Source organism: Paraburkholderia haematera, from assembly GCF_905220975.1.
GTDB classification, from domain to species: domain Bacteria; phylum Pseudomonadota; class Gammaproteobacteria; order Burkholderiales; family Burkholderiaceae; genus Paraburkholderia; species Paraburkholderia haematera.
The window spans coordinates 43,468-50,417 of sequence record NZ_CAJNBK010000036.1; the positions used below are offsets into that span (position 1 = coordinate 43,468).

The 6,950-nt window shown below is 60.2% G+C and carries 7 protein-coding genes, 1 rRNA gene and 1 pseudogene; 3 read left to right on the forward strand and 6 right to left on the reverse strand.

Features of this window, described 5'->3' with window-relative positions; translation table 11 throughout:
• Nucleotides 1–13: 13 nt before the first annotated feature.
• From KHO23_RS32370 to KHO23_RS32390, 5 genes are all read right to left on the reverse strand, one after another.
• Complete coding sequence (locus tag KHO23_RS32370) at nucleotides 14–715, reverse strand: ABC transporter ATP-binding protein (protein WP_211616806.1); 702 nt, start codon at nucleotides 713–715, stop codon at nucleotides 14–16.
• Nucleotides 712–1,479, reverse strand: a complete 768-nt coding sequence (locus KHO23_RS32375) for an ABC transporter ATP-binding protein (RefSeq protein ID WP_211616808.1) — start codon at nucleotides 1,477–1,479, stop codon at nucleotides 712–714. The genes KHO23_RS32370 and KHO23_RS32375 overlap by 4 nt, the downstream gene beginning before the upstream one ends.
• Complete coding sequence (locus KHO23_RS32380; protein ID WP_211616810.1) at nucleotides 1,476–2,543, reverse strand: branched-chain amino acid ABC transporter permease; 1,068 nt, start codon at nucleotides 2,541–2,543, stop codon at nucleotides 1,476–1,478. The genes KHO23_RS32375 and KHO23_RS32380 overlap by 4 nt, the downstream gene beginning before the upstream one ends.
• Nucleotides 2,540–3,400, reverse strand: a complete 861-nt coding sequence (locus tag KHO23_RS32385) for a branched-chain amino acid ABC transporter permease (protein WP_211616812.1) — start codon at nucleotides 3,398–3,400, stop codon at nucleotides 2,540–2,542. Before KHO23_RS32385 ends, KHO23_RS32380 begins: the two co-directional genes overlap by 4 nt.
• 72 nt (nucleotides 3,401–3,472) lie before the next feature.
• The gene (locus tag KHO23_RS32390; protein ID WP_211616814.1) at nucleotides 3,473–4,681 is read right to left on the reverse strand and encodes an ABC transporter substrate-binding protein; all 1,209 of its coding nucleotides are present in this window, start codon (nucleotides 4,679–4,681) and stop codon (nucleotides 3,473–3,475) included.
• A 275-nt stretch (nucleotides 4,682–4,956) separates the two neighbouring features.
• Here KHO23_RS32390 and KHO23_RS32395 point away from each other — a divergent pair, with 275 nt between their 5' ends.
• From KHO23_RS32395 to KHO23_RS32405, 3 genes and pseudogenes are all read left to right on the forward strand, one after another.
• Complete coding sequence (locus tag KHO23_RS32395) at nucleotides 4,957–5,802, forward strand: FadR/GntR family transcriptional regulator (RefSeq protein WP_211616816.1); 846 nt, start codon at nucleotides 4,957–4,959, stop codon at nucleotides 5,800–5,802.
• 266 nt (nucleotides 5,803–6,068) lie between these two features.
• Nucleotides 6,069–6,533, forward strand: coding sequence for a hypothetical protein (locus KHO23_RS32400; protein ID WP_211616818.1), 465 nt, complete (start codon nucleotides 6,069–6,071; stop codon nucleotides 6,531–6,533).
• Between the two features lie 57 nt (nucleotides 6,534–6,590).
• Nucleotides 6,591–6,713 (forward strand): annotated as a pseudogene (locus KHO23_RS32405) (lipocalin family protein); the annotation flags it as partial.
• Nucleotides 6,714–6,851: 138 nt separating this feature from the next.
• Here the strand turns inward: KHO23_RS32405 and rrf are convergent.
• Nucleotides 6,852–6,950, reverse strand: a 5S ribosomal RNA gene (gene rrf, locus KHO23_RS35755); the annotation flags it as partial.

Sequence of the window (6,950 nt, forward strand, 5' to 3'; positions counted from 1 at the left end):
GACAGTGTTTGCGTCAGACGACGCCGACGCCCAGATAACGGTCCTTGATCGAGTCGTCGGCGGCGAACGAAGCGTTGTCGCCTTCGTAGACGATCACGCCCTGTTCGATGATGTAGTGACGATCCGCGAGTTGTGTGCAGACTTCCAGATTCTGCTCGACCAGCAGAATCGCGACGCCCGCTTCTCGGATCAACTTGAGTTGCGCGACGATCTCTTCAACGATCACAGGCGCGAGACCTTCAACCGGTTCGTCGAGCATCAACAGGCGCGGATGATTCATCAACGCACGACCGATAGCGAGCATCTGCTGTTCGCCGCCGGAGAGTTGCGCACCACCATTCGTACGCCGCTCTTTCAGGCGCGGGAAAATGCGGTAGATATCGGCGAGTTGCCATGGCGAATCCTTGCGCGCGCCGAGCTGCAGGTTTTCTTCTACGGTTAGCAGACGAAAGACGCCGCGATGTTCGGGCACGAAGCACACGCCGCGCGAGGCGATCCTGTGTGGCGGCATGCCGCTGATTGCCGTGCCGTTGAACGTCACCGTGCCGCGCTGCGGAGTGACAACACCGGCAATGGCCTTGAGCGTGGTCGACTTACCCGCGCCGTTACGGCCCAATAGCGTGATCGTCTCGCCGTCGTTGACTTGCAGGGACACACCTTGCAGGATGTGGCTCTTGCCGTAGAAGCCATGAATCTGCTGCACGTCGAGAATCATGAGCGGCCTCCGGTAATCATGTTGCCGAGATAGGCGCTGCGTACACGTTCGTCGCCGCGAATATCGTCCGGGCGCCCTTCCACCAGCACGCGTCCTTGCTGCATGACGGTGATCGTGTCGGAGATGTCCATCACGATGCCCATGTTGTGCTCAATCAGCACGACCGTGTAGTCGTCACGCAGGCCACGGATCAGTTGCTTCATGTCGTCGAGGTCGTCGATGCCCATGCCGGAAGTCGGCTCGTCGAGAAAGATCGCCTTGGGCCGCGCAGCGAGCGCCATGCCGACCTCAAGCCGCCGCTGCTGACCATGCGACAGCGCGCCCGCAGGCACCTCGCTAAAGCGCTGCAACGCGAGGCGTTCAAGCACATTGTCAACAGTGTCCGCGTGCGTGAGCGCACCATGCGGCGGCGTCCATGCGTTCAACGCACGCACCGCATCGACACCTTGCGCCGCGAGCCGCAGATTTTCGCGCACGCTCAGATTGGCGAACAGGCTCGTCACCTGAAACGAACGCGCGACGCCACGGCGCACGCGTTTATGGTCGGGTTCATGCGTCACGTCGTGGCCGTCGAAGATGATCTTCCCGTCGGTGATGGGCAACGTGCCGGTCAAAACGTGAAACAGCGTCGTCTTGCCCGCGCCATTCGGCCCGATGACCGAATGCACGGTACGCGGCATGACACGCAGATTGACTTCGGAGAGCGCCGTGAATTTGCCATACCGCTTCACCACGCCGCTCGCTTGCAGAATCGGTTCGCTCATATGCGCTCCCTGGCTGCGTGGCTCCCGGTATCGTTGTCAGCATCGGCGGGTGGGTTGCGCCGCAACGCTTGCCAGATTCGTTCGCCCAAACCCCATAGCCCGCGCTGCATGAACAGGCTAACGGCGATTAGCACGATGCCGAGTAGCAACAGCCAGCGCGGCCATAGCGTGGAAAGCCAATCGGCGAACAGGACATAGAACGCCGCGCCCAGCACCGACGCGAATAAATTGCCCGTACCGCCGATCACCGTCATCACAAGGATCATCTCGCTCGTGTGGTAATCGATGTTGGACAGCGGCGCGATGCCGGTCATCAGTGCATGCAACGCGCCAGCAAGGCCCGTCACCGCGCCGGAGATCACAAACGCCATGAGTTTGAAGCGTTTGACGTCATAGCCGACCGCGGCCGCGCGCGCCTCGTTGTCGCGAATCGCCAGCAACGTCCGGCCGAACACCGAGTGCGAGACCCGCATCAGCAACCAGAACACCACGAGAAACAGCACGGCGACGAAACCGTAGTACTGCCACGGCGAAGTCAACGGCACGAGTGCTTTGCCGAACAACCCCAACGCCGGGCGTGGAATGTCGAGCAAGCCGTTGTCACCACCGGTCAGATTGGGCGTGGTGTAAGCGAGGAAGTAGAACAGTTGCCCGAAGGCGAGCGTCAACATGACAAAGTAAGTGCCGCGCTGACGAATCGAAAACCAGCCGACTACCGCGGCGGCAGCCGCGCCGATGACGATCGCGGCGAGCAGCGCCACGGGTATTGGCAGCGCCGTTTTAGTGAGGACGAGACCCGCGCAATAGCTGCCAAGTCCGAAAAAGATGCCCTGCCCGAACGAGAGCAAGCCTGTGTGACCGAGCAGTAGATTGCAACCGAGCGCGGCGAGCGCGAACACCAGCACTTCAGTGGCTAACGATCCAGAACGCAGCGTCAGCGGCAATATGCACACGACTAGCAACGCCAGCAACAGAAAGCGATAGCGATGCAGCGCGTGCTTCAAGCCGCGTTGAGTTGGCTGCGAGGAAGCGTCTTGCACGCGAGGCTTCGAGGTATCGATCATGCCGCTCTCCCGAGCAAGCCGTTCGGCCGTAGCAACAACACTGCGGCCATCGCGACGTAGATCATCAGCCGCGCGCCTTCCGGCCACAAGGTACTCATCACGCTCTGCACGATCCCGACCAGCAACCCGCCGACCAGCGCACCCAGAAAATTGCCCATCCCGCCGACCACCACCACGACAAACGCGACGCTGAGCGCCTCGATGCCCATGAACGGATCGACGCCACGAATCGGTGCGGCGAGCACACCCGCCAATGCGGCAGTGGCGGCGCCTAGCGCGAACACCAGGCTGAAAACGCGCATCACGTTGATGCCGAGCAGCGACACCATCTCCGTCGATTCGCTGCCGGCGCGCACCGCGCTACCGAGCCGCGTGCCTTCCAGCACCCACCACAGCAGCGCAGCCAGCACGGCCGTGAAGCCGATCACGAACAGGCGGTACTTCGGATACACAAAGCTGCCCCAGATCACCACGCCATTGAGCATGTCCGGAACCGGCACGTTGTCGCCAAGCGGCCCCCAGATCAGAATCGCGCATTCCTGTACGACCAGGGCGAGACCGACTGTCACGAGAATATGAAACTCATGCTGTTGCGCGTAAACGTGTCGCAGAATCAGCTTCTCGACGACCCACGCGAGCGCGCCAACGACAATCGGCACGACGACAAGCGCAGTCCAGAAATTCATCGACCATTGCATCGCCTGATAGCAGAAATACGCGCCGAGCAGATAGAACGCGCCGTGCGCGAAATTCACGAAGCGCAGCAAGCCGAACACGATCGACAAACCGACCGCGAGCAGGAAATACAGCATTCCCACTCCGATGCCGTTGACGATCTGCAGGAGATAAACGTTCATGGCGTCCGTCTAGAGGGTGTAGCGATGATGTGCCGCTAACGAGCGTGCCGCGTTGCGTGCGGCACGAATGCATCAGGCCATCTTGCAGCCGGTCTTGTCGAGCGGCAGGAACGACTGGCCGGAACTCACGATATCCGCATAGTCGTCGGCGTTTTTCATCTTGTTCTTCGCCTTGCCCTTCAATAGATAGTAGTTCTTCAGTACCTGATGGTCACCCTTTCGGACTTCCTCCGGCCCCGTCAGGCCGTCATATTTCATGCCCTCGAGCGTCGCGACCACCTTCTTCGGATCGACTGTGCCCGCTTTTACGATGCCGTCGAGCAGGATCTTTGTGCAGATGTAAGAACCTGCGAGGCTGTAATTGGGGTTGGCCTTGAACGCGGCATTGCTGCGTTTGACGAGATCGCGGTTGAGCGGCGAGTCGATGTCATGCCAATACTGTGCGCCGAAATAAACGCCTTCGCACAGGTCAGCGCCGAGCGATTCGAACTGCTCCAGCCCGGAAGCCCAGGCGATCAGAATCGTGCAATTGTTCTTCAAGCCGAAGCTCACGGCCTGGCGCAACGTATCGGACGATTGTGAACCGAAGTTGAGAATCAGCAGGACGTCAGGCTTCGCGGCGACTGCATTCGTCAGATAGCCGCTGAATTCCTTCTCATTGAGCGAGTGGTAGCTATTGCCCACATGCTCAATGCCCTTCTCGTTGAAGATCGCCTTCGCCGCCGATAGCAAACCGTCGCCGAATACGTATTGCGGCGTGATGGTGTACCAGCGTTTGGCTTTCGGCATCATCTGGATCAACGGGCGCACGGTCTGTTCGATTGCACCGTAGGTCGGCACGGACCAGCGGAAAGTCGCGTCGTTGCAGTCCTTGCCGGTGATTTCGTCCGCGCCCGCCGTGGTGATAAAGATCCCACCGGCCTTCTGGACTTCCTTGCCCATCGCCAAAGCTTCGGAGGACAGAATACCGCCGGCGAAGAAGCGCACATTCTTCTGTTGCGCGATTTCCTGTACACGGCGCACTGCCGTTGCGGGCTTGCCTTCCGTATCGAGCACGGTATAGGCCAACGGTTGACCGAGTACTTTGCCGTACTGCTCGATGGCGAGCTTCATGCCGAGGTCGGCGTACTTTCCGTTCGCGGCAAACGGGCCCGACATCGGCACCGGACAGGCGAACTGCAAGGCCCCGGCCTGCGCGAACGCGCTGCGCGCGACCAGCGAGCCCAACGTCCCCGGAACGGCCGACAACGCGGCCAGCTTCAACATATTTCGGCGATTCAAAATGACGCTCCTTAAGAAAGAGACACGCACTGACCGACTGCGAAACTGAAAGACTGCGCGAACGACTAGGGACGCTTGCTGGCCGCCGAGAAGTTTTCCACCACACCGGCTTTGTTCTATTTATCATGATAAATAGGTTGGACTCGATCGTAGGTACAATAAATTCGAGTGTCAATAAGGCAAAATTCCTGGCGGCAGCGAGGCAGCCTTCCGTGTCGTGGCTAGCCCGGCCGGCCGATGGAAGAACGTGCAGGACAAAACTGGGAGCATCGAAAATGGCCATGGATCGCGCCAGAACTGGCGCCGCGATCGAGATCAAGCAGCAAAAGCGCGGCGATCTGGTCGCCGAGGAAATCAAGCGGCTCATCACGGAGAAGGATCTGAAACCGGGTGACCGCCTGCCGCGCGAGGTGGAACTGCAACAGCTCTTTTCGGTGAGCAAGAGTACGATTCGCGAGGCGCTGAAGTCGCTCGAGGTGCAGGGTCTCATCAAGGTGACCACGGGCCCAAGCGGCGGCGGCATGGTGGTCGAAGTGCCGCTCGACCGCACGTTACAGCTCTTGCAGAACTACCTGTTCTTCAAGGATGTATCGATCGACGACATTTACACCGTGCGTAAATTGCTGGAGCCGGAGTTGGCCGCGGGTGCGGTGCCGCATTTGACAGAGCAGGATTTCGAAGCGCTCGAAGCCAGCATTGCGTGCTGCGATCGGCCCGCTTCGTCACATGGCGGACAGGACATCGTGCGACAACGTCAGGAAGACGTGAATTTTCACGACATCCTCGCGGCGGCCAATCCGAATCCGTTCCTGCGTTTCAGTTGCGAACTGATCAACGAAATGATCCGGCAATTGATTGAGTTTCGTAACGATACTCCACAGGCGGAACACGAACGTTTCGGTCTCGCGAACGTGAAGATTCACAAGGCGATCACGAAAGCGGCGCGCGAACGTGACGTGGAAAAGGTGCGCGAGCTGATGGTGGTCCACATGACCGAAGCGCCACGCTATGTGAAGCGCATGAAGGGCAAGCTGCGGGGGCGACTGATTCTCGACTCCGAGATTCGCCGGCGCGTGAGGGCGCGCAGTGTCGCGCCGGTTGATGACGCGGATCCGGAGTGAAAGTGCCGCTGCCTGGTGACGTGGCACCTGCAGCGGATGGTGCGCTGTGCGCCCGGGGTTTGAAGCGGACAGGGCGAGGGGAATCGAAAGGGTCCGGTAGGTCTAAATGAAAGCCCGGGCGCATCAGGATTGCGACTGACGATTAGCTTGTATACAGCCATCCCACTGTTCAAGACGGCCAATTGGGTGGCGGTAGCCGCGTAAGGGCTCAACCTTTTCCGGCCCGCGCCGTTATTGCATCTGCACAGGCATAACACTGGACCGTCATGGCACAACCTATTCCGTTTTCCCGCAACACCGGCGCTGCACGCGCCCGGCATGACAAGGCCATGCTGCTGCCGATCGCCCGGAAGATCGCCGACGACCTTGCCCTGCGCGTGCATCTGACGCTCGACGCCCTGCGCCGCGGCGTCGGCAGCACGAGCGATGCGCAAACACTCACGCAAGTCATGCTGTTGACGGGCTTTCTGGCTGAGTCCGGCTTCGGCTCGGTAACCGGCGAGCAACTCGGTGCGGCGGAGGGCGCGGTGTCAGCGGTTTTCGATATCGGCCGTGAGACCGGCGAGTGGAAGTTGGATAGCGCAGGCGTCGCGATTTTCGCGGAGATCGCGACGAATTACGATCGGCAACTGCACAGCGCGCCCCTTTGGGCGATTACCGATGCCAGCGAGCGACTCGACCGCTTTACCGCAGGCATGCCGAATCAGACACCAATGCGGAAACGGGCTTAACCGGATCGGATGACATAGGGGGGCGAGGGAAACCTCGCTGGCGATTTCCGTAAATAGAAATCGACCGGCGCGGTGTATTGGGAAGGTGCCGTGCGGGTGAGCCGTGACGGTGCGGACGTCGGACGGGCTTACCTGAAGCTGACGGGTTACGCGAACGCGCTCCGGATCGGGAGGGAGTAACGCCGGAGGACCGGGCGCCGCATCGGGCAAGGCCCCAAGGCAACGATGGTTTCAGATGCCCGTTTTCAGCCTCTTTTCTAGGCCGTAAACGCAGAAACCCCACCTTTGCGGGGTGGGGTTTCTGTTTGCTGCTAGGGAGCCTGACGATTACCTACTTTCACACGGGAATCCGCACTATCATCGGCGTGGAGTCGTTTCACGGTCCTGTTCGGGATGGGAAGGGGTGGGACCGACTCG